This window comes from Paenibacillus sp. HW567, assembly GCF_000374185.1.
GTDB lineage: Bacteria > Bacillota > Bacilli > Paenibacillales > Paenibacillaceae > Paenibacillus_AQ.
In genome coordinates, this window is the sequence record NZ_KB910518.1 from 1,596,649 (window position 1) to 1,617,244 (window position 20,596).

The following is a 20,596-nucleotide window of genomic DNA, read 5'->3' on the forward strand; positions in this document are numbered from 1 at the left end:
CAGGGAGACTTGCACCCTGTTGCTGACAATAATAGAGACTTTATTTGAATCAGCGTTGGATTTAACTTGTAGATTGTATGGAGCTATAATTAAAGGTTACTATCACTTCGACACTATTGTCAGAATTTTTGATCCGGCACTTCGCGCCGTGGCGATCCAGAATGATTTTGGTAATGTGCAGCCCCAGGCCGTTGCCGCCGCTCCCGCGATTGCGTGAAGACTCAACCCGATAAAACGCTTCGAATAGATGCGGCAGGTCATTCTCAGGGATCGAGGCATCGCTGTTTTTGACGATCAGAACGGGAAGGCTGTCTTCTGCAGACAGGGACACTGAGATGGAAGCACCCTTGGGGGAGTAAAAAATGGCGTTGGTGATCAGATTGGCCACTGACCGGCCCAGCAGCGCCGTATCACCTTGCACTGCCAGTCCCGGAGCTACTTGTACTTCCAGCGTTTGCTCCTTCTGTTCAGCCAATTCTGCTGCTTGTTCAGCTTGAGAGAGGATGAGCGAGGACAAATCGACGGCTTCCCGCTTCAGGGTGAAGCCGGTATTCTCCAATCTGGAGATCTCCAGCATTTCGCCGACGAGGCCCTCCATACGGTTGGTCACAGCGAGGGAACGCAGCAGATATTTGTCACGGTTCCGGTAAATGTCCACGCCTGCAAGCATCCCGGATATTTGTCCCTTCAGGATGGTAATCGGTGTTTTTAATTCGTGGGAAGCTGCGGAAAAAAACGTCATCCGCTGCCTTTCAAGCTTCATCTTCCTGTCCAGTTGCTCGTGCAGGGCGGCGTTGGCCGTCTGCAATTCGGCAAGAGCGGAGGACAGGCGATTTGACAGCTCGTCCAGATTTCGGCCCAGCACCCCGATTTCATCCGTACGATTTTCCTGGCATCGCCATGAAAAGTTTAAATCGGCCATTTTTTGCGAAATCGCGCTAATGCGGACAATGGGTTTTGTAATATGCCGGGAATAGAACATCGCGCCTAGCAATGAAATCGCCAGCACGACCAGTGCTAAATAAGGCCAGACCTGCGTCAGCGCTTGTTTTGTGCGGTTTACGACTGTCAGGCCGGAAAAAACCGTCAGAGTATAGGGATTGGCTGAACCCCGAAAAGTGAAGGGATACGAAGAGGAGTCGCGTGTTATAGAAATAGCATTGTCGCTATCCGGGCTCATGACCTCAACACTGCTTGCCTGTGTGGTAGCTGTATCAAGCTTGTCTCCCGGGCTATTCGGGATGGAAGCAGTTACAGAAATGTTCGGGTTATCCCTGAGGATTCCGCTAATCCCTTCGGAAACAGGCAGGTCTATTTCGCGGCCCTCCGCATTCAGAACCACTACCTCGGCTCCGGTCTCAATCATGAAACGCTCTAAGATTGGCCCGCTATCCTTCAGTACAGTCTGCTCCAAATCATTCAATAGCCGGACAGAGCGGATCTCCAGATCATTCTTGACGATGGAAGTAAAGGTGATCGGGGTGGTCCAAACGATAAAAGCATAGGTTATGCCGCAGGCTGCTGCGAGAATCAGCGCCGTAATCATAAATACCCGTGCCGTCAAGCTGCCACGCAGCTCCTTAATTTGTTTTTGCAACACGATATCCCACCCCCCGGACCGTTTCAATATAGTCCCTGTCCAGCTTTTTTCTCAGGTTTTTGATGTGACTGTCCACAATCCGCTCATCGCCAAAAAAATCGTAATTCCACAAGCGGCCTAGTAAAACCGTACGGGTCAATACCCGCCCCTGGTTTTGCAGCAGCTCCCTCAGCAATTCAAATTCCCGGCTGGTCAAATCCAGCGGCTGTTCGTCCACGTTAAGCTGATAGGCGTCCAGGTCTAATACGAGATCTTTGTAAACCAGCAGGTGGTTATCCGCTTCGTCGCTGCCCGTCCGGCGCAGAACTGCGGCGATTTTTCGCAATAGAACCGGCATGGAGAAGGGTTTGGTTACATAATCGTCAATGTTTAAATCGAAACCTCTGAGCTGATTTTCTTCCGCATCCAGAGCGGTAAGCATAATGATGGGAAGGCTTGATTCACGGCGAATCAGCTCGCAGACCCCGTAGCCATCAATTTTTGGCAGCATGACATCCAGCAGAATCAGGTCCCACTTTTCATGATGAAATAGATCCAAAGCCATAATTCCGTCGTCCGCAGCCCCCGTCTGGTAGCCTGAGTCCCTCAAATACGCGATGAGCATTTCCTGTATATCCGGTTCATCCTCAATCACTAGAATTCGTTGCATATGTATCACTCCCACCTTGAAGTATAGCGTATAAATTTGGAAATTGGATGGATTCTGGTCATTCGGGGATTGTTGACTATATAATGATAGGTAACCTTTTCCCGCGAACGTGGCACTTAGATAATGAAGGAGGCAGGCACATGCTGCATATTGTCAACGGTGATGTTGTCGGCGACATGCTGAAGAAGGGGATCGTCCAGGGCGATGTGCTGGTATGGAGAGAAATTTACTCTTCCGGTCCCATATTTGAAGAACTTTCCGGGCCAAAAGAGCGCATTGGGCGTGCCCAATACTTGGAGCAAAGACTCGGCATCCCCTCTGCTGAATACATAGCGAACTGTGAGGAACAAGAGAAAAAGCTTCGCAATTCAGCCCGGTACCACGAAATCGTATTATGGTTTGAGCATGACCTGTTCGATCAGAGCATGCTTGCTTACCTGCTGCATTGGTTCAAAAGGCATAAGCTTGACCGCACGAAGCTAAGTCTGCTCTGTATCGGAGAGTTTCCGGGAATTGAGCGGTTCCACGGTCTTGGCCAGCTTTCGCCGGACCAGCTCAAAACCTTATCCGGGACCTGGCGGACGATCGGGCGGCAAGAAATGGAGCTTGGAAGCGGGCTGTGGCAGGCATACGCATCTCCAGACCCCGTTCTAATGGCTGATTTGCTGGAAAAGAAGAGAGCGGACCTGGAAGCTTCTGCCCTACCTTTTGCCTACGAAGCCTTCAGAGCCCATTTATCGCGGTTGCCTTCGCTACGCTCCGGTCTGGGGATCGTGGAACAGACAACACTTGAAGCCGTACGGGCTGGAGTCGGTACGCCGCTGGAGCTGTTCCGTCAGGTTACGGACACGCTGCATGTTCTCGGCATGGGGGATCTTGAATATTGGAAATTTCTCCGCGCCTTGGCGGTGGGCAGCCATCCTTTAATCAGTATTGACGGCGTGATAAAGGTGGAGGATTTCAGGGGAATCCCGGGCTTTCTGAACCGTCATGTGGCCCTGACTGAGCTGGGGGGACAAATATTGGACGGAGCGGCAGACCGCGTAGCGGTTCAAGGGATAGACGAGTGGTATGGAGGCCTGCATTTACAGGGGGATGACGTGCCGTGGCGGTGGGACAGCTCAGCCGGGAGGCTGGCAGGGAGAACATTTTAACGGCTGCAACTGACGAAGGGTTTTGGAAAAGGGTGCTGAGGGATCTCCTTGCTGCAAGGGGATCTTTTGTTATATTTACCAATTAACTGGTTTGAGAAAATGATGGGTGGTATGATTGGATTATAAATCCGCCAGTGGGCAATGAAATACGGCCTACGTCATTAAGTGAAAAAAAATACAGCTTTGTGCCTTTGGAATCATTGTAAGCCAATGAGATTATATTCTAAACTGATTAAGCCGATGTAATAACTACCGGGCGAAACAAAAACTAAACAGAGTAACCTTTTGGAGGAGAGTACCATGGCTAGAAAACATTTTATTTGCAGTAAATGCGGCTGTAAAGATTACGCTGTGGATCAATTCCAGGCTACCGGCGGCAACTTTGCGAAGCTTTTTGATGTTCAGAATAAGAAATTCATAACGATTAGCTGCCAGGAATGCGGCTACACTGAGCTGTATAAGGCGAACACGTCCACCGGATTGAATATACTTGATTTTTTGATAGGCTAACCCTTGCAAGTGCTACTCAATCCAATGGGGAATGTGGTGCTTAAAATACCGTGTAACCTTCTCCAGCTCGGACGTTAGTATAAATCCCGGCCTGTGTCAGGACCTCCAGGGACAGTCTGGAATTCTGAAAGGTATTTGCCGCTTGATCCTCTTGCAGTATTGCATCTTTGGGTATTCCTAACCGGACCCCTTCATCCCGTAAAAATGCCCACTCCGTTGTCCCCGCATTAGGGGTTGCACCTCCTGAAGGAAGTACAAAAGGCGCCAATCCCTGATGGTATGGTATAAAGCTGCTCCCCTCTCATATCGGTATAATCCATATTTTAGCTTAATACTTTGCTCCTATTGCATTTAAGATGGAAGGGGAAGTAATCTTTTACATAGAATGATAATTAGTGATGGCAGAAAGGGCAGTTTTTAGCCGCATTTTTCAAAAGGGGGCAGAAAACAGGCATGACCTATTCACAAGTCACCAAAAATGCATTGGCCCGCTCACTCAAAAAGCTGATGCTCACCAAGCCGCTCCACAAAATCACCATTCAGCAGCTTACCGCCGACTGCGGCGTGACCCGGCATACCTTTTACAATCATTTTCAGGATATCTATGAGCTGCTGGGCTGGGTTTATCAGACCGAAATTATTGAAGGGCTTGAGCAATACCGCAATGCCGCCGGCTGGAAGCAAGGGTTCCTGAGCGTGCTGTACTATACCCAGAGCAACAAAACCATCTGCCTGAACACCTTCCATTCCCTGGGGCGTGAGCATCTGGAGAAGTTTCTGTACGGCGTGATTTATGGCGTCATGATCAAGGTTGTGGAGGAGCTGGATGCGCTGGAGGAGGTGCAGGCAAACGTCCCGGCCAAGCAGGAAATCGCTGATTTCTATACACTGGCTATACTGGAGCAGGTGATCCATTGGCTAAAAGCGGGAGCGAACTCCGACCCGGCCCAGATCGTGGGCAAGGTCGCCCGGATTATGGACGGCAGCATCTCCCGCAGTCTGGCTAAATACCAAACCGCTGCGATAAAATGAGCTAAATACTATACTTGAAAAGGTGAGAAGTAGCGGAGGGGAAGTTTGGAACTGGAGGAGCGGTAGCGACCGCCTTTATGTTTGGATTTCTACCGCAGCTAGCGGTTTCAATCAGGAAATCCAAACATAACAGCGGCCGGAAGTCCAAACATTCCCCGCAGTTACGGCCATTCACCAAGAAGACCCCAAAGCTTCAGCTCATTTTATCCAAATAAATGACACAATTCCCGCCGTATGTGTAAACCCTGTACAGAAGCGGGTAGCTGTCCATAGAATTCTTTTCTCCCGCCGGGTATAGTGAAGCCATTCAAAGGCACTTAACCTGGCGATAGAGGAAGGGACGGAAACTATGGGAACTTATCAAAGAATTCACCCGCTGGTACAGGAAGGCATCGCATCGAGAAAAGCATATCTGATCGGAGGAGGCATCGGCTCGCTGTCGGCGGCGGCTTTTCTGATCCGTGACGGGCATATACCCGGCCGGAACATTCACATTCTGGAGCAATCGGCCGTTTATGGCGGTTCGATGGACGGAGCAGGCAATGCCAAGGATGGCTACAGCGCCCGGGGCGGACGCGAGATCGAGGAGCATTTTGAATGCTTCATGGAGCTGTTCGGCTTCATTCCATCGCTGACCAATCCCGACCGGACAGTGCTGGACGAATTCCGTGAGCTGAACCTTGCCGAGCCGATTGAATCCCACTGCCGTCTGGTGGAAAATGCGGGTCAGAAGGCCGATTTCTCCTCACTCGGACTGTCTACGGCGCATGCGCTGCAACTGGGTAAGCTGGCAATGGTGACCGAAGAGAAGCTGGGTGCGGTGACGATTGAGCAGTTTTTTGACCCAAGCTTTCTGGAAACGAACTTCTGGTATTTCTGGCGCTCAATGTTCGCCTTCGAGAACTGGCACAGCGTGGTTGAGGTCAAGCGCTACATGGAACGGTTCATGCACCTGATTTCGGGAATGAATCAACTGAAGGGCATACTGCATACGGAATACAACCAGTTCGATTCGCTGATTCTTCCGCTGATGAAATGGCTGGAGAGCAAGGGCGTTCATTTTGACAAAGGGCACCAGGTTACCGATCTGGATGTGGATTTCAGCGGCGGCGAGAAGACCGTTACAGCGATTCATGTCCTGGTGAACGGAGCTCCGAAGAAGATTTCAACCTCGCGCAGCGATCTGGTGATGGTAACGAACGGCTCCATGACAGAGAATTCCACCCTTGGCGACCTGGAGCATCCGGCGATCCTCAACCGTTCGGTCACAGAGCGCGGCTGCTGGAGTCTATGGGAGAAGCTTGCCGCCAAATCCCCGGATTTCGGCCGTCCTGAAGTGTTCTGCGGGGATATCGACAAGAGTAAATGGCTTTCTTTTACGATGACTTTTACAGATGATGAAATCGTATTCCCTTACCTGCTGGAGCTGACCGGCGATCTGCCGGGGATGGGCGGCGTGGTCACGATTAAGGATTCCAACTGGATGATGTCGTGGACCGCACCGAAGCAGCCGCATTTCATTAACCAGCCGGACAATGTGAAGGTGCTGTGGGCGTATGGCCTCTTCCCGGATGCCCAAGGCAACTACATCCAAAAGAAAATGAGTGATTGTACCGGACGCGAGCTGCTGGAGGAACTGTGCTACCACATCGGGCTGAAGGACCGCATCCCGGAAATTCTGGCTCATACCACCAACGTCATTCCTTGTATGATGCCTTATATCACCTCACAGTTCATGCCGCGCGTTGCCGGCGACCGTCCGCAGGTTGTACCGCAGGGCAGCACGAACCTGGCATTCCTCGGCCAATTCGCCGAAGTGCCGGACGATTGTGTGTTTACCGTGGAATATTCGGTGAGATCGGCGATGATGGCCGTCTACAGCCTGCTGGCGCTGGAAAAAGAAGTGATTCCTGTACATCCAAGCAAATTCGATGTGCGTGTGCTGCTGACCGCCGTACGGACCTGTCTCGGCAACAAGCCGCTGCCACTTGACCAGACGCTGGGCCAGCTTTTATCGGGAACGGTTATTTCGAAGCTGCTGTAACATGAACATTAGGAGTCCTGAGAGCCATTGCTGGCAATTGGGACTTCTTTTTTTTTTGCGCATCGGCTCAAGACTCTTCTTAAGAGAATTAAAAATCATAACCAGTGACATCTTTCGACATCTTATTGAAGAAAATAGTGCTATTATGATATAAAATTTCCTCTGGAGGGACCCGCTGTGAAAAAGATACTGGGCAGAATCGCAGTCGCACTGCTGCTGTTGACGTTTGTGGCTATTGTGCTGTGCTTCTATTTTGACAAGTTTACGTATGCGTACTCCATAATCCTGGTGCTGTTCTTCATCTTTGCCGGGATGGGCCAGATCTACAAGCTGAAGAATGATGAGTATATGTTCCGCAAAACAAGCCGGCGCTATGAGTATGAGGATTACACCAGATAGAGTGCAAGCATTACCCATAAACTTCAAAACCAAAACCCCGGGCAAAAGTCGCTATTCTAGGATGCTTGCCGGGGGTTTTTTGCTGTGCTCAAAGGCGGATGCCGCCCGGAGTTTACATTTGCCCATTGCCAAAATACGGCTCTTTCCTTTACAATACTATAATGATAATGATTATCAATTTCATGAGGAAAAGGTGGAAGGTATGAGTCTGCAGTCAGCAGCCGGTAATAAGGCTGGCCAGCGACAGAATGACGTGAAGCTTCGTTCACGCCCTTGGGCAGCTACGCTGATCCTGATCGGTGGCCTGATTGCCCTTGTGCTGGGCATTGCAGTATCGGTCTCGTTCGGCGCTGCGGATATTAAGCTGTCCGTGGTATGGAGCGCTATTTTTCAGTTCAACCCTGATATTACGGATCATCAGATCATTCGTGAGCTTCGGCTGCCGCGCGTGCTTGGCGGTGCTATGATCGGTGCGAGCTTTGCAGTAGCGGGAGCGATTATGCAGGGAATGACCCGCAATCCGCTGGCGGATTCAGGGCTGATGGGCATTAATTCGGGCGCAGGCTTTGCGCTGGCGCTTTGTTTTGCTTTTTATCCGAATCTGTCGTTTATGTATTTGATTCTATATGCTTTTGCGGGGGCGGGAGCTGGTGCAGGTATTGTCTATGGCATCGGGGCGTTCGCCAAAGGCGGACTTACGCCTGCAAGGCTGGTATTGGCAGGTGCGGCCTTCAGTGCACTGCTCTCGGCACTTAGCGAAGGTATAGCACTGTATTTCCGAATCGGACAAGACTTGGCCTTCTGGTATGCGGGAGGCGTAGCAGGAACGAAATGGTTCCAACTGAAGATTATGTTTCCCTGGGTCTTCGGGGCAATTCTTGGGGCAATCGTATTATCCCGCTCCATTACCATGCTCAGTTTGGGTGAGGACATTGCTAAGGGGCTGGGGCAGCGCACCGGCCTGGTTAAGCTGGCGGGCGCTGTGCTCGTTCTGATTCTTGCTGGCTCGTCGGTATCTGTCGTGGGGGCTGTTGGCTTCATAGGCCTGATTATTCCCCATTTGACGCGGCATTTGGTAGGCGTGGATTACAGGTGGATTATTCCCTGCTCTGCTATCCTTGGCAGTCTGCTGGTGGTATTGGCCGACCTGGGTTCCAGAATGATCATTCCGCAGCATGAAACCCCGCTGGGCGCGATTATTGCGCTTATCGGCGTTCCTTTCTTTCTGTATCTGGCCCGCAAAGAAAGAAGGGAGCTGTAATGGTGCAGAGAACAACAAGAACGATGTCCTCCGATGCGGCTAGACGCAGACGCGGACTGCAGGTGCTGGCTGTTTTGTCGGCTTTGATTGTGATTGTGTTTATTGTCAGTATGAATACAGGATACATACGCTTGACTCCGCTCGAGTTGCTGGATACGATGCTCGGCAAGGGAACGGACAAGCAGGAGCTGATCTTGTTTGACTTCCGGCTGCCGCGGATCGTCATTTCCGTTCTGATTGGTGCGGGGCTAGCAGTTTCAGGCGCGGTGATGCAGGGGGTATTCCGCAATGACCTTGCCGATCCCGGAATTCTGGGGATTAACGCCGGAGCGGGCCTTATGGTAATGCTGCTGGTATCCTTTTATCCGACAACCTCCGCTGCGCCTGTATATTTGCTGCCGCTGGTGGCATTTGCCGGAGCGGCCCTTACGGCTGCCTTGATTTATATTCTTGCTTACAAACGGCATCAGGGCATTTCCCCGATTCGGCTGCTTCTGACAGGGGTAGCTGTTGCAGCGGGCATGAGTGCAGCAATGATTGTGCTGACCCTGCGGCTGGACCCGGACAAATATCAGTTTGTCGCTACTTGGCTGGCGGGTAGTATTTGGGGAACCAACTGGAAATTCGTGCTTTCCCTGCTGCCCTGGATTGTGATTCTGTTACCCTTTGTCTTTTATAAAGCGAGGGTGATGAATGTACTGAATCTGGGCGAGCAGACCGCCACCGGTCTTGGAGCGGCAGTAAACAGGGAGCAATTTCGCCTGCTTGCAGCGGCGGTAGGGCTGGCGGCGGCAAGTGTTGCCGTGAGCGGCGGAATCGGGTTTGTTGGGTTGATTGGACCGCATCTCGCCCGGCGGCTGGTTGGTCCAAAGCATCAGTTGATGCTTCCGGCTTCGGCGCTGCTTGGATCGCTGCTGGTCATTACGGCGGATACGATTGGCCGCTGGATTCTACAGCCTTCCGAAATTCCGACCGGGATTGTTGTAGCCGTTATCGGCGCCCCTTATTTTCTTTATTTGCTGGCCCGGACCAAGGCCTAACTATATCAGTTGAACTGAATTTAGAAGCTGAGATTTGTACAACTGAAGACTTACATTATACCTATGGAGGGATATCATGAAGAGTCCACTGGAGTTATACGATGTGACCATTATTGGCGGAGGTCCCGCCGGGATGTATACAGCCTTCTATAGCGGTATGAGAGATTTGAAGACGAAGCTGATTGAAGCGAAGGAAGAGCTGGGTGGCAGAATGCTTATCTATCCGGAGAAAATGATCTGGGATGTGGGAGGCGTTACCCCGATTCTTTGCCGGAAGCTGATTGACCAGCTCGCAGAGCAGGCCCGGACCTTTGATCCAACGATCATTTTGGGGCAGCAGATCATTGCCCAGGAGCGGCAGGAGGACGGCACATACCTTCTGACCTCGGCTACCGGTGAGCAGCATTGGACGCGTACAATTATTCTTACCATCGGCTACGGTATCCTGCAGATGGCGAAGCTGGAGATTGAGGGAGCGGACCGTTACGAGGTGACGAACCTCCATTATACTGTGCAGGAGCTGGAGCCGTTCCGCGGCAAGCGGGTGCTGATTTCCGGCGGAGGGGATTCGGCGGTGGATTGGGCCAACGAGCTGGAGTCCATTGCTGCCAGCGTGACGATTGTACACCGGCGCGATCAGTTCGGCGGCCATGAGAAGAACATCGCGCGCATGAAGGCTTCCTCCGTTGATGTGCGTGTTCTGCATACGGTTAGCCAACTGCACAGCACCAATGGGGAAGAAATTGACAAGGTTACGGTCAGCCATGTTGAATCCGGCGCAAGTGAACAGCTTGAGGTGGACGCAGTGATTGTGAACCATGGTCTGAAGAGTGATTTCGGCCCCCTGAGAGAGTGGGGACTGGATATGGGCGAATGGTGTGCGAACGTCAGCGGGAGACTTGAGACGAACCTGCCTGGTGTTTTTGCCGCAGGGGACTTTGTAGACTACACCAGCAAGGTCCGGCTGATTGCCGGTACCTTCACCGATGCGGTACTGGCACTGAACAGTGCAAAGCTGTATATAGATCCTGAGGCTCCCAAGGTAGCCTATGTCTCCTCGCATAATGACCGGTTCAAGGAGAAGAACAAAGCGCTTGGTGTAAGCGACGAACACTAGCAGGCATAGTATTACGGAAGTACGGCACGCTAAGAGGCCGCCCGTGTGTAGAGAATTCTACATGCAGGCGGCCTCTTGCTGCTCTGTGCTTGAGCCTATTCCATAAGCTGCATAAAAAGGGGATAGCGGGCGAATAGTATGATCAGGAGGTGCTGATAATGGCTATTCGAAGAAAAGAACCGAAAACAACCGGAAAAGCTGATGACAGCAGTCAAAACTCCCCGCTCTCCCACAGTCTTGAGGATAATTTGCAGCAGATCAGAGAAGGTTTGGGCGACAGCCTGGATCTGACGATACGTCATTTCGAGCCGCTTGAATGGGCGCCTCAGGTTGCTGCTGTCTATATGGTAGGCATTAACGATAAAGAAACCGTAGATGATTTCATTTCACATGCCATGTCCTTTCAAGCGTATCGCGGTGAAGAGGAGCCCAAGGGGTTAACGGGCATGGATGTTCTAAATTACATGAAGGAAAAAGCGCTGAATGTCGGTAAGCAGCAGCCTGTCACAAATCTAAGCGAGCTGTTTGCCGCTCTATTATCCGGGAACACCATCATTCTGATTGACGGTCAGGATGAAGCGCTCAGCAGCAACACAAGCGGAGGCGAGGTCCGCAGTGTCTCCGAAGCGGGAACCCAGGTGTCGATCCGCGGCTCGAAGGAAAGCTTTACAGAAACGATTTCAACTAATATATCTCTTGTCCGCCGGAGAATCAGGAACCCGAATCTATGGGTAGAGTCGATGAAGCTGGGTGCGGTGACCCAGACGGATATAGCGATTATGTATATGCATGGAATTGTGAACGAGGAGATTCTTGGGGAATTGAAGAAGAAGCTGCAGGAAATTCGGGTAGATTCGATTTTGGAATCGGGCTATATTGAGCAATTGATTGAAGAAAGCGGGTATTCACCGTTTCCTACGTTATATAACACGGAACGGCCGGACAGCGTTGCCGGTAATCTGCTGGATGGAAGAATTGCTGTTTTTGTGGATGGAACGCCTTTTGTACTTATTGCTCCTACAACTTTTTTTATGTTTTTCCATACCGTAGAGGATTATTACCAGCGGTTTGATATTTCGACATTGATCCGTTTACTACGGTTTCTCTGTCTGCTCATTTCTATGTTTGGCCCTGCCATTTTTGTTGCAGCGCTGAACTTTCATCAGGAGATGATTCCTACTCCACTGCTGATTAATTTGGCTTCACAACGGGAAGGGGTTCCATTTCCTGCTTTTATCGAAGCCTTGATGATGGAGGTTACGTTTGAAATTATCCGCGAGGCGGGAATCCGCCTGCCCTCACCGATCGGACAAACCGTATCTATTATTGGAGGTTTGGTTCTTGGACAGGCGGCGGTTCAGGCGGGAATTGTCTCTCCAGCCATGGTTATCGTAGTTTCATTAACGGGGATCTCAAGCTTCACCACTCCTGCATTTAATATGGCGCTCTCTGTACGTATGCTGCGTTTTGTTATCGTGTTTATTGCCGCGTTTATGGGGCTGTATGGCATAGCCATATTCAGCATGATGCTGGTAGCCCATTTATGCAGTCTGCGTTCACTTGGAGTTCCTTATATGTCGCCTATGGCTCCGTTTGCCCCGCAGGATCAGAAGGACACTTTTATCCGTTCACCTATTCATTTCATGAAGATCAGGCCGCGCCTGGCAGACAAGTCCAATAATGTGCGCAAGAAGGCGGGCAAAGGCAGCGGCCGGGGAAATAGCAATGAGAGCTAAAATGATCGCTTGCATGGCTCTATATTTGGGACTCTCCCTATTGCTGACCGGCTGCTGGAACAGCAGGGAATTGAACGACCTGGCGATTGTGAGCGGGATCGGGATTGATATGGTGCCTGGCACGGATAAATATCGGGTTTCATTTCAGGTAGTGGTCCCATCGGCTTCTAACACCAGTCAAGGGGCAAGCAGCGGCCAATCGTCGATTACTATTTATTCCTCAACCGACAGCACCATCTACGGAGCGCTTCGCAGAACCTCAAAGCGGGCGACCCGGAAGCTGTTTTTTGCCCATACTCAGCTATTAGTGCTCGGAGAATCTCTGGCAAAAGACGGGATCAACGATGTCTTCGACATCTTCGAAAGATCGCATGAGCTCAGGCTGAACACGACAGTGCTGGTCTCCAGGGATACGGATGCGGCTTCGGTTCTAAAGGTATTATTGGCGCAGGAAAGCGTTCCTTCTATTGGGCTGGTCAAAAAGTCGGACAACACTGCAAAGGTGTGGGGAGAGAACCAGAAGATCAATGTTTTTGAGGTAATTAATGATATCACCGGAAATGGCGGTATGACCATCAGCGGGGTGCGGATTATAGGCAGCGTGGAAGATGGCAAGAAGAAAACGAATCTGGATCAATCTGAGGTACAGGCAGCCATACTGATGAGCGGTCAAGCCGTGTTCAAGAAGGGAAAGCTTATAGGCTGGATCGAAGGCCCGGAAGCGAGAGGCGCGGGATGGGTAGTCAACAAAATTCTGGAAACCAATTTGAACGTTGACACTAGTGATATGAAGAATGCCGTTGCCGTCAATGTGCTGTTTTCCAAATCAAAGGTCAAGGTAGAGATCGTGCAAGGACTGCCGGTTTTTCATGTCCTCATCACTGAGGAAGGAAATATTTATGAAACGAAGACCTTCGTGGATCTGAGCAAAAATGCGGAAATCAGGAAGCTGGAAGCGGCCCTGGAAAAGCAGACGAGGGTCGAAATCCAACAGGCTGTGCAGGCGGCGCAAAATATGGAATGCGATTATTTGAACTTTGGAAATGAATTAAAACGCGTTAACCCGGACGTATGGGCAACTGTAGAGAAGGATTGGGAACAATTATTTGCCAAAGGAACGCTTGATCTCAAGATTAAAGCCTATATCCGCGGTACCGGAATGAGGCTGGCCCCGTTCGCGGCCCCTTGAGAGAGGAGCGCTTGGTTTCTAATGAACAGATAGGGTGAGCTAAGCGATGAGAAAAGAAGTCGTCGGACCAAGTCAGTTATTTTCTATGATCGTGCTATTTGAATTCGGAACGGCGCTGGTTGTTCCTATTGGCCTGGAAAGCGGCCGTGCGGTATGGCTGTCCATACTGATGGCCTTGCCTGGAGGAGTAGTGCTGTATTTGATCTACAATGATCTATACCGGCAGTTTCCGGGTCTGACCATCAGCGGCTATACCCAAAAAATACTTGGCAAGGCTATCGGCTGGCCGCTGAGCCTGCTGTACATTCCGGTGCTGCTGTTCAATAGCTCCAGAAATTTGCGGGAGGCGGGCGACCTCCTCATCTCGGCATCCTATGACCGTACACCGATCCTGATCATCACTTCGATTATGGTCATTGCTGTAATGTTCATTCTGAACAAAGGCATCGAGGTATATGCCAGAACTGCTGAAATATATTTTTGGATCATGATGATTATGGGGGTTATCTGCAATTTTGTAGTAATTGCTGCAGGATTGGTTGATTTCAAGCACCTGTTTCCGCTTCAGATCAAGGATTTACGGGACGCTTTAAGCTCGGCATACCCCAGCATCTGGATTTTTCCGTTTGGAGAATTGGTCTGCGTCACAACGATACTTCCATTTTTCAGCAAGGTTAATAAAGCGAAGAGAGTAGGCGTAACGGCAGTGATACTAAGCGGGCTGCTGCTCACGATTACCCATATGGTTGAAATATCGGTGCTTGGCGAGGATATGTACAGTAGAGCGGCTTTTCCAATATATACGACTATTACACTGGTGAACGTAGCCAATTTTATCCAACGGCTGGATGCGCTTGTCATTTTAACCTTGATTATTGGCGTGTTTTTTAAAATGTCGATCTATAGTTTCGCGGCAACGGTAATCACTGCAGATTTATTTAAGGTTAAGGATTACCGGAGAGTGGTTGTGCCTGTGTGTGTGGTTGTTCTGTTCTGCTCCTTTGTCAGTGCGGAGAATTATTCCAGTCATCTGAACGAGGGAAAGGAATTCCTGAAATATATTTTGCCTGTATTATGTGCGTATATTCCCATGTTTCTATTTGTTGTCCACCATATACGTAAACGGTTTGGCTGGTACGATTAGCTCAGGAGCGGGACTTCTTGTTCTTCTTAAGCGCCTCCCATGCTGTAACGGCAACGGGGAAACAGAGAAATGCAATGAGGATCACCAGCTCCTGAAACGTTGTAGTGGCAAAGACAGAACCTAAAAAGTTGAACGACTTGGAAAACGGGGTTCCGGTCAGCCAATCAATGGATATCACGATGGTTAAGCCCAGTATGGCAAGCACCAGGTATATAAAAAGAATTTTCATAAGGTTAGTCTCCTTTTCCCTTGATAAGGCCGTGTGACCCGGCAGGATAAAGATATTATCCCCAGCTAGAGAAGCTGATAACCAAATCTTTGGCTGGCTGCTTCAATGGAAACCGAAATTCTCCCTATAAAAAAAGGACGGATCAACCGTGCAGGCTAATCCGTCCAGACTCGTGCAGGATGCTTATTGTGCTTTGGTCAGCCAATCGGCTAATTCCTCGGTCTGCGACAGAACGGCAATCGGGTCATAATACCATGACCGTTCCTCTTTCCACACATAGAGGCGGTTGTTTTTGACGGCAGGAAGACTGCCCCAAATGGGATCATCCTTATAGTCCTGAACGGTTCGCTGGTTATCCGTCAGGATGATATAATCTCCCGCGTATTTGCTCAGCACCTCTGTAGATAATTCCATCCACTGCTTCTTCATGATTTCGTCAGCGACTCCGCTTGGGGGCTTGCGTCCCAGCGCCTGATAGATCGGCTGTCCGCCGCGTCCGAAATTATCGCCATAAGCCCATGTGGACTTGTCGGCATGCTCCATAATACTAAATGTTGCATCTGCGGGAATGGCCGCATCCACCTTGGCTTTGGCAACGGCAATCCGCTTGTCGTATTCCGCCAGCCAGTCCTTCGCTTCCTGCTCTTTGCCCAGCAGCTTTCCGAAATAAGTCAGCTCCTCATGAGCGTTCTTAAGTTCTCCGTAAGGGACAATAACTGTTGGCGCAATCTGGCTTAAAGTCTCGTAGCTGTCGGCATTTCCGGAAATAATCAGATCGGGATCAAGTGTGATGATGTTCTCCGGCGACATCTTCCCATAGGTTCCGGTATCTGCCACACCGGCCAGTGAATCCTTATAATATATATTTTGCAGGGTTAGGCCAGGTGCCCCAACGGGGATGATATCCAGCGCGATCAAGCTGCCAAGGTATTCCTCGGCTACAATTCGCTTCGGAGCCGTAGGAACTTTGATATCTCCGTTAACAGTAGTTACAGTTTTGAATGTAGCCGGCCCGGCAGTTTCAGTCGGTTGAGCAGAGGGTACAGGAGCCTCCGTAGCGCTCGTATTTGCTGCCGGCGGATTTACCTCTGCATTATTTCCACAGGCTGTAGCCATAATGGCCAGTGTCAGCAGCAAGGGGAGAACGAGCCAGCGTTTCCGGGTTATGCTGCGCTGTTGCAAGATTTTCAACGAGTATGCCTCCTTATGTAGAACGATTATCATTCTCAATAACACTTTACAGAGTGCACTCTATAATGGCTATGTCTTGATGTGATCTCTCCTCATGTAAATTTATGATATCAGGTGCTGCATAAGGAGCTTCAGTTGGGCCAAAGAGGAGAGAGGATCAAATCCATAGAACAATTCAGGCTCGTTCAAGTGGTATACCTGTGTGTTGCGGACTGCATCAAGCTCCAGCCAACGGCTGGAGTGCAGCAGAGTGTTGAACCGCATCTCACCTTGTGGGGACGAAGGGCCGCTGGTAATAAAGATATGGTCGGCCGGATAGTCGGCAATGCCTTCAATAGAAGTCTCAACATAGCCTTTGCTAATGAGGCCTTTCCCGGTCAGACTTAGAGGCGGCTTAAATCCAAGATCTCCGTATATGATCTGGCTGCCATGCCCATAGCTGCTGCTGAAGCAGTATGCTGATTCTTCTCCGAACTCCCAGACAATGGCTGTTCCCCGCGGGCCAATCAGCCGGTCCAGCCTTATGTTGGCGTCGTGGCACAGCTCATCGTATCGTCTCAGCCAGGCATCCGCCTGGGCCTGACGGCCGGCAATCCCGGCAATCAGCCGGAACTGTTCACGCCAGCTCATCTGCATGTACGGCAGCTCAATGAGCGGAGCCAATGGCAAAAGCTGCTTGCTCTCTTCGGGAAGAGCGTAGCTGATAATGACATCGGGACGGGCTGCTGCAACCGACTCGTAAATGGAGGTCGCGCTGCTGGCCTCGCATCTCAATTTTTGCGCGGAGGATACCCGCTCCAGGCTTTCCATCCAAGCGGAGTAGACGCCTAATAAGGGCATCACCTCAATGGCCCGCAGGCTGGCGGTATGGTTGAAATTCAACGATACGATCCGTTTGCTCTTGCGCTGGTAAGCTGTAGGGGAAATGCCCACTACCTGCTTGAATTTCCGGCTAAGGTAAGTGCCTTCGCCATAGCCGACCTCCAGTGCCAAGGCGGTCAGATTCGGCGCGCCGGTCAGAATTCGCTGTTGGGCTCTGCGTATACGCAGCAGTGTTACATAGCTGTTGAAGGTTTGGCCGGTATTCCTGCGGAAGGCACGGGAGAAGTGCTCCGGGCTTACTTTAGCAAGCTCTGCCATATGGCTTCTGGTCAGATCCTCGTCAAAATGATTTTCTATGTATTGCAGCGCCTGTTCAAGCCAGTGAAGCGGCGAATCGGCCCTTTCGAGTATTGTACTGTGCAGCTCGGCCAGTAATTCTGTGAACAGTAGCTGCACGGCAAAGGGTTTCTGCGCTTCAGGTTCATTCCAGGCTTTGAACAGCCTGGATGCCAGAGCACAAGCATTGGACGTGCAACTGCCCAGCGGGACACTGCTGTTCAAGGGGCTGGTGCTCTCTGCTGGCAGGGGCATAACAGAGTATTCAATCCACACGCCTTGAAGCTCATATTGCGGACGCAGTTCAATGTCCAGGGTGCTGTCACAGCAAAGCACGCTGCCAACGGATATTTTGCAGCCTTCTCCATCAATCTGAATATCGCCGCTGCCTCCCGTTACAATCATTAATATCGAGGAGGGCTGCCGGATGCCTGGTTCTGTGGAAACGGATAGTCCGTTAAGCGCTGCTATCTTCTCCGGGACATAGAAACTATGGGGATTCGGAAATCTACTGCCGGAATGCCGGGAATGCATAGGTCTCAGTCACTCATTTCGTTGTTGATAATCATTCTCATTATTAGTATAACAGTCTTTCACACTATTGACGATCCTCTGAATAATGGCTAGAGTTGAGAATGATTTATCAGACGGGTATTAGTGCTCAGAAGGGGGCGTGGCCATTCATGACGACCTGGAATTTGCAAGGGACGGTCAACCATTTGCTAATCTGCGGCGGCAGCAGTTGCCGGAAACATAAAGGTGAAGAGGTAGCCGAAGCCATAGAGGATGAGATTGAGAAGCAGGGCGCGGCAAGCAGGATACACACCACCGTGACCGAGTGCAACGGAAGATGCTCGGATGCTTGTATCGTAATCTCCTATCCTGAAGGGGTATGGTACAAGGAGATGACGCCCAAAGCGGGCAAAAAGCTGGTGCGGAAGGTGCTGCAGGGGGAGCAACTGGAAGATCACATGCTATACACCTATGACGGAGGGCTGCGGGCCGCGACTGAAAAGGGTGCCAAGGGTAAAAGGAAGAAGTAAAAATTACATCGAATAAGATCAAAATACCGTCAAAGCGCTGACGGTATTTTTTTTATAATGTTCACAGAGGGCAAGACCTATAACGAAACCATTGAGGTGCTAAGACATGGGGCAAAATATTGAGACTTTAACGAAAAAGCCGCCGGCTGTGCGGGGGCGCAGGGCCTGGTCGCTGCAAAGGGGCGAGACGCTGGCCGGACTGCTGTTCGTAAGCCCGATGCTGATCGGGGTAACGATTCTTGTGCTGATACCCATCATTGCCACGCTGGTGCTCGGCTTTGCCGACTGGAACTTTGTGCAGGGCTTTGACGGCATCCACTGGGTGGGGCTGCAGAATTTCACCAATCTGCTGCAGGATGATATGTTCATCCGCTCGGTGCGCAACAACTTTATTTTTCTGCTGACAGTGCCGGTATATTTACTGGTGTCGATGGTGCTGGCAATATTGATTGACCGCTACGTGTATATGAAGGGCTATTTTAAAATCGCCTATTTCGTCCCTTATGTATCCATGACCGTTGCCGTAGCCATTGTATGGCAGGTGCTGTTCCAGCCCTCCTACGGACCGATTAACGAAATGCTGAAGGCCATCGGAATCTCCGATCCGCCGAAGTGGATTGCCGATCCGCATTTTGCACTTATCTCCATTATGATGATCTCCATCTGGATCTCTATCGGCTTCAACATGATTATCTATATTGCCGGACTGCAGTCCATTCCGAAGGATTTATATGAGGCTGCCGATATTGACGGAGCAAATGCCTGGACCAAGTTCAGACGGATCACCTTCCCGCTGCTGTCGCCGACGACCTTTTTCCTGCTTGTAACCGGTATCATCGCCACCTTCAAGGTATTTGATATTATAGCAGTCCTGACTCAGGGGGGACCGATTGGCTCTACAACAATGATGGTCTGGTATTTGTATGATACAGCTTTTGTCAATCTGAAGGTTGGGTATGCTTCCGCCATTGCTGTAGTGCTGTTCATATTCGTCATGCTGATTACGTTCGGCCAATGGCTGGCAGAGAAGAAATGGGTCAACTACTAGACAGAGAAGTGAGGGAAGAAAACCTATGGAAACGCGTACAGGCCCCGATTGGGGTAAAATTCTCGTTACAATGGTAATGTTTGCCGGAAGTATATTGTTCCTGCTGCCTTTTATATGGATGCTGGTTACTTCATTCAAGGTGGAGTCGGAAGTGTTCGCTTATCCGATTCAGTGGCTGCCGAAGCATTGGAATGCGATTGAGAACTACAAGGAGGTCTGGTTCGGAGATTATCCGTTCACGCTGTATTACTGGAACTCGATTAAGGTGGCGGTGATTACGACTGCGGCGTCCTGCCTAATCTCGGCTATGGCTGCCTACGGCTTCTCCAAGATCAAATTCCGCGCCAGCAATATCCTGTTTATGATTGTGCTCGTTACCTATATGATTCCAGGACAGGCTATTCTGATTCCGCAGTTTATTATTTACCGTAATATCGGGCTGTTCGACAGCCATCTGGGGCTGATTCTGCTCGGGACCTTCAGTGTGCTTGGGACCTTTATGCTGCGGCAGTTTTTTATGGGGCTGCATCAGGAGTTCATTGAATCGGCCAAAATCGACGGTGCCGGACATCCGCGTATTTTCTGGTCGATTGCCCTGCCGCTGGTGAAGCCTGCGGTAGCCACTTACGCGATTCTGCGCTTTATCTGGACCTGGAACGATTATCAGAACCCGCTAATCTTCATCCGCAGTGACAAATGGCTGACCCTTCCGATTGCCATCCAGAAATTCACTTCGATGAGCGGGGAATTCTATTCACTGATTATGGCTGCGGCAGTATCGGCGATTCTTCCTTTAATCATTATCTTCATTCTGGGTCAAAAGAACGTTATTGAGGGCATCGCGCTGGGCGGAGTGAAGGGGTGAATGTGAGGAGTATCTGCTGCTACAACCGCAAACTGGTGTATAAAATGAATTTGAAGAATTCATAAAAGGGCGGAGTGACGGAGGGGAAGTTTGGAACTGTAGGAGCGGTAGCGTCCGCCTTTGTCTTCGAATTTCATCCGCTAAGAGCGGTATAAATCAAGAAATTTGAAGACAACAGCGGCCGGAA

Annotated in this window: 20 protein-coding genes; 14 read left to right on the plus strand and 6 right to left on the minus strand. The window is 50.5% G+C overall.

Annotated features, from left to right (window positions below):
• Positions 1–61: 61 nt before the first annotated feature.
• Positions 62–1,600 (minus strand): sensor histidine kinase, encoded by a 1,539-nt coding sequence (locus tag B212_RS30950; protein ID WP_019909827.1) that lies wholly within the window; start codon positions 1,598–1,600, stop codon positions 62–64.
• Positions 1,581–2,249, minus strand: coding sequence for a response regulator transcription factor (locus tag B212_RS0107065; RefSeq protein WP_019909828.1), 669 nt, complete (start codon positions 2,247–2,249; stop codon positions 1,581–1,583). The genes B212_RS30950 and B212_RS0107065 overlap by 20 nt, the downstream gene beginning before the upstream one ends.
• A 140-nt stretch (positions 2,250–2,389) precedes the next feature.
• On the opposite strand from B212_RS0107065, the gene B212_RS30955 reads away from it, so the two are divergent.
• Positions 2,390–3,403, plus strand: a complete 1,014-nt coding sequence (locus B212_RS30955; protein ID WP_019909829.1) for a DUF1835 domain-containing protein — start codon at positions 2,390–2,392, stop codon at positions 3,401–3,403.
• 300 nt (positions 3,404–3,703) lie between these two features.
• The gene (locus B212_RS0107075) at positions 3,704–3,913 is read left to right on the plus strand and encodes a zinc ribbon domain-containing protein (RefSeq protein ID WP_019909830.1); all 210 of its coding nucleotides are present in this window, start codon (positions 3,704–3,706) and stop codon (positions 3,911–3,913) included.
• Between the two features lie 40 nt (positions 3,914–3,953).
• Here the strand turns inward: B212_RS0107075 and B212_RS33750 are convergent, their stop codons facing one another.
• On the minus strand, positions 3,954–4,181 hold the full coding sequence (locus B212_RS33750; RefSeq protein WP_232231467.1) for a YdcF family protein: 228 nt from the start codon (positions 4,179–4,181) through the stop codon (positions 3,954–3,956).
• A 185-nt stretch (positions 4,182–4,366) separates the two neighbouring features.
• Between B212_RS33750 and B212_RS0107080 the strand changes: the two genes are divergently transcribed.
• The 9 genes from B212_RS0107080 to B212_RS0107120 all read left to right on the plus strand — a co-directional run bounded on the left by B212_RS0107080 (position 4,367) and on the right by B212_RS0107120 (position 14,875).
• Positions 4,367–4,945: a TetR/AcrR family transcriptional regulator C-terminal domain-containing protein gene (locus B212_RS0107080; protein ID WP_019909831.1), complete on the plus strand. Its 579-nt coding sequence runs from the start codon at positions 4,367–4,369 to the stop codon at positions 4,943–4,945.
• A gap of 349 nt (positions 4,946–5,294) precedes the next feature.
• The gene (locus tag B212_RS0107085; RefSeq protein ID WP_019909832.1) at positions 5,295–6,989 is read left to right on the plus strand and encodes an oleate hydratase; all 1,695 of its coding nucleotides are present in this window, start codon (positions 5,295–5,297) and stop codon (positions 6,987–6,989) included.
• Positions 6,990–7,166: 177 nt separating this feature from the next.
• Positions 7,167–7,388, plus strand: coding sequence for a hypothetical protein (locus tag B212_RS0107090; protein WP_019909833.1), 222 nt, complete (start codon positions 7,167–7,169; stop codon positions 7,386–7,388).
• Positions 7,389–7,590: 202 nt separating this feature from the next.
• A complete protein-coding gene (locus tag B212_RS0107095) occupies positions 7,591–8,649 on the plus strand; it encodes a FecCD family ABC transporter permease (protein WP_028530667.1) in 1,059 nt (352 codons plus the stop codon).
• 23 nt (positions 8,650–8,672) lie between these two features.
• Positions 8,673–9,689 carry a FecCD family ABC transporter permease gene (locus tag B212_RS0107100; RefSeq protein WP_028530668.1) on the plus strand — a complete coding sequence of 339 codons (1,017 nt, stop codon included), beginning with the start codon at positions 8,673–8,675 and terminating at the stop codon, positions 9,687–9,689.
• A gap of 76 nt (positions 9,690–9,765) precedes the next feature.
• Positions 9,766–10,806 carry an NAD(P)/FAD-dependent oxidoreductase gene (locus tag B212_RS0107105; RefSeq protein WP_019909837.1) on the plus strand — a complete coding sequence of 347 codons (1,041 nt, stop codon included), beginning with the start codon at positions 9,766–9,768 and terminating at the stop codon, positions 10,804–10,806.
• A gap of 158 nt (positions 10,807–10,964) precedes the next feature.
• Positions 10,965–12,542 carry a spore germination protein gene (locus tag B212_RS0107110; protein ID WP_019909838.1) on the plus strand — a complete coding sequence of 526 codons (1,578 nt, stop codon included), beginning with the start codon at positions 10,965–10,967 and terminating at the stop codon, positions 12,540–12,542.
• Complete coding sequence (locus B212_RS0107115) at positions 12,532–13,731, plus strand: Ger(x)C family spore germination protein (RefSeq protein ID WP_019909839.1); 1,200 nt, start codon at positions 12,532–12,534, stop codon at positions 13,729–13,731. The genes B212_RS0107110 and B212_RS0107115 overlap by 11 nt, the downstream gene beginning before the upstream one ends.
• A gap of 46 nt (positions 13,732–13,777) precedes the next feature.
• Entirely contained in the window at positions 13,778–14,875 is a 1,098-nt protein-coding gene (locus B212_RS0107120; RefSeq protein ID WP_019909840.1) for a GerAB/ArcD/ProY family transporter, read from the plus strand.
• Position 14,876: 1 nt separating this feature from the next.
• Here the strand turns inward: B212_RS0107120 and B212_RS0107125 are convergent, their stop codons facing one another.
• The 3 genes from B212_RS0107125 to B212_RS0107135 all read right to left on the minus strand — a co-directional run bounded on the left by B212_RS0107125 (position 14,877) and on the right by B212_RS0107135 (position 17,987).
• Positions 14,877–15,104 (minus strand): hypothetical protein, encoded by a 228-nt coding sequence (locus B212_RS0107125; RefSeq protein ID WP_019909843.1) that lies wholly within the window; start codon positions 15,102–15,104, stop codon positions 14,877–14,879.
• 183 nt (positions 15,105–15,287) lie between these two features.
• The gene (locus tag B212_RS0107130) at positions 15,288–16,295 is read right to left on the minus strand and encodes an ABC transporter substrate-binding protein (RefSeq protein ID WP_019909845.1); all 1,008 of its coding nucleotides are present in this window, start codon (positions 16,293–16,295) and stop codon (positions 15,288–15,290) included.
• A gap of 102 nt (positions 16,296–16,397) precedes the next feature.
• Positions 16,398–17,987: an AraC family transcriptional regulator gene (locus B212_RS0107135; protein ID WP_019909848.1), complete on the minus strand. Its 1,590-nt coding sequence runs from the start codon at positions 17,985–17,987 to the stop codon at positions 16,398–16,400.
• Between the two features lie 149 nt (positions 17,988–18,136).
• On the opposite strand from B212_RS0107135, the gene B212_RS0107140 reads away from it, so the two are divergent.
• The 3 genes from B212_RS0107140 to B212_RS0107150 all read left to right on the plus strand — a co-directional run bounded on the left by B212_RS0107140 (position 18,137) and on the right by B212_RS0107150 (position 20,409).
• Positions 18,137–18,496: a (2Fe-2S) ferredoxin domain-containing protein gene (locus tag B212_RS0107140; RefSeq protein WP_019909849.1), complete on the plus strand. Its 360-nt coding sequence runs from the start codon at positions 18,137–18,139 to the stop codon at positions 18,494–18,496.
• Between the two features lie 106 nt (positions 18,497–18,602).
• Positions 18,603–19,544 carry a carbohydrate ABC transporter permease gene (locus tag B212_RS0107145; RefSeq protein ID WP_019909850.1) on the plus strand — a complete coding sequence of 314 codons (942 nt, stop codon included), beginning with the start codon at positions 18,603–18,605 and terminating at the stop codon, positions 19,542–19,544.
• A 25-nt stretch (positions 19,545–19,569) separates the two neighbouring features.
• Positions 19,570–20,409, plus strand: a complete 840-nt coding sequence (locus B212_RS0107150) for a carbohydrate ABC transporter permease (protein WP_019909851.1) — start codon at positions 19,570–19,572, stop codon at positions 20,407–20,409.
• Positions 20,410–20,596: the final 187 nt, after the last annotated feature.